Raw genomic sequence first — 2263 nt, forward strand, 5'->3', positions numbered from 1 at the left:
GGCAACGATGTAAGATATAACGCCGCCAAGTATTATCAAAAACCATTGCCAAGGTGTGAAAGAAAATCCAATTTTTAAAATTTTAAGGGCAGTTGCGCCAAGCATAGTTGGAACTGCAAGGTAGAAGGAAAATTTTGCGGAACTTGTCCTTGAACAGCCTAGCAGCATTGCGCCAATAATTGTAGCGGCAGAACGAGATGTGCCAGGAACCATGGCAAGACATTGGAAAAATCCAATTAATAGTGCAGTTTTAAGTCCAATGTCATTTAAACTTTCGTACTTAAATTCTTTATTTTTATTATTTTTTTCCATAAAAATAATTACAAATCCATAGACAATAAGTGCAACTGCAACTGTAATTGGATTGAAAAGATGTGCGTCGATAAAATCGTCTAACAAAAATCCAAAAAAAGCTGCGGGCAAAAATCCGATGATTATTTTGGCGATTAGTCGCATTGTTTCAAGATCTCTGTACTTAAATTTTTCCTTAAAGGATAGACTTTCATATTTTTCTTCGCCAATTACTGGCACAAGTTTTCCCCTTGCAATTGGATTTATGTCGTAGAAGTAGAGATATACTACTGCTAATATTGCACCAAGTTGTATTATTACGCTAAAGGCATTGGAAAAGGACTTTGGCTCAAGTTTTATAAAGCTGTCTGCGATTATAAGGTGTCCTGTTGATGAAACAGGCAAAAATTCTGTTAGTCCTTCGATAATTCCAAGGACGATTACTTTTATTATGTCTAAAATCATGTTTACCTCCATTTTTTGACAAAGTTATTATAACATTTGATTGAGAAAATATAAACAAGGCCCTCGTCAATGACAAGAGCCTTAGTATTAATTTCTTTGCAAATTTAAAAATTTTGTGAATTCTTTTTTAAACATCAATTCAACTGTTCCCGTAGGGCCATTTCTGTGTTTTGCAATGATTACCTCGCCAATGTTTGGCTTTTCAGATTCTTCCTTTGTGTAGTATTCATCTCTATACAAAAACATTACTATGTCTGCGTCTTGTTCAATGGCACCGGATTCACGAAGGTCTGACAATATTGGTCTGTGATCTGTCCTTAGTTCAGGTGCACGTGAAAGTTGTGAGAGGGCAATAACTGGCACTTCAAGTTCCTTTGCAATTGCCTTTAAGTTTCTCGATATTGCAGAAATTTCTTGTTGCCTTGATTCAGCTCTTGAGTTCATCTGCATAAGTTGCAAGTAGTCGATTACTATTAGGTCCAGTCCCTTTTCTAATTTCATTCTTCTGCACTTTGCCTTTAGTTCCAGAGGGGATATGCCCGCAGTGTCGTCAATTTCCATTTTTAAATTGGAGATAATGGGCATTGTGTTAATTATTTTTGTCCAATCTTCTTCGTTTAAGTTGCCGCTAATAACTTTTTGAAGGTCTACATGGGCATTTGAAGAAATAATTCTTTGGAAAAGTTGATTCTTGCTCATTTCAAGAGAGAAAACAGCAACGGATGCACCGCCCCTTAGTGCTGCATTAGTTGCAATATTTACCATAAGGGCAGTTTTACCCATGGAAGGTCTTGCTGCAAGCAATATTAAATCAGACTTTTGAAGTCCGGAAATTTTTCTATCAAGGTCTATAAAGCCAGTTGTAAGTCCAGTGAGTGCATTTGGATTTTGCGCCTTCATTTCCAGATCAGAGAAGGACTCTAGGGCAATGTTTTTAATATTTACTAGACCATTTTTTGTGGAGTCTTGTGTTATTTCAAATACAGATTTTTCTGCAAGCTCGATAATAAGGTCCGCCTTTGCATCTGATGAATAAGCGGCAGAGATAATTTTATCGGAGGCATTTATTAGTTCTCTTAAAATTCCCTTTTCCTTAATAATTTCGCAGTAGGATTTAATATTTGAAACAGCTGTTACATTTGAAGATAAGTCGGCGAGATAAGTTATGCCGCCAACTTCTTCTAGGGATTCAGTTTTTTTCAATTCTTCTGCAATAGTTATTACATCTGCAGGTTCATTTCTGTTGTAGATATTTAAAATTGCGTCATAAATTTTTCTATGTGCATCTTGGTAAAAGTCCTCTGTCTTTAAAATTTCAATGGATGCAGTGATTGCCTCTTTTGATAGCATCATTGAACCTAGTGCTGATTCTTCTGCTTCCAGACTGTGAGGGGGCATTTTTAAATTTTCAACAGAATTTAAGTTTAATTCTCCATTTACATCCATATCAATCAAGATTCCGGTCTAACATTTACCTTTAAAGTTGCAATTATGTCAGAATATAATT

Annotated in this window: 2 protein-coding genes; both read right to left on the reverse strand. The window is 35.7% G+C overall.

What is annotated here, in order from left to right; translation table 11 throughout:
- The coding region (locus tag MR285_RS03980) for an undecaprenyl-diphosphate phosphatase (RefSeq protein WP_293558253.1) at window positions 1–756 on the reverse strand (756 nt) is incomplete at its 3' end.
- An 87-nt stretch (window positions 757–843) separates the two neighbouring features.
- The gene (gene dnaB, locus MR285_RS03985; protein WP_293558255.1) at window positions 844–2202 is read right to left on the reverse strand and encodes a replicative DNA helicase; all 1359 of its coding nucleotides are present in this window, start codon (window positions 2200–2202) and stop codon (window positions 844–846) included.
- Window positions 2203–2263 lie beyond the last annotated feature (61 nt).

Source organism: Peptoniphilus sp. (assembly GCF_022767005.1).
Lineage (GTDB): Bacteria > Bacillota > Clostridia > Tissierellales > Peptoniphilaceae > Peptoniphilus_A.

Bases quoted from the DNA above. Each gene is read 5' to 3' on its own strand.
- dnaB (WP_293558255.1), bottom strand. From the start codon at position 2,202: ATGGATGTAAATGGAGAATTAAACTTAAATTCTGTTGAAAATTTAAAA.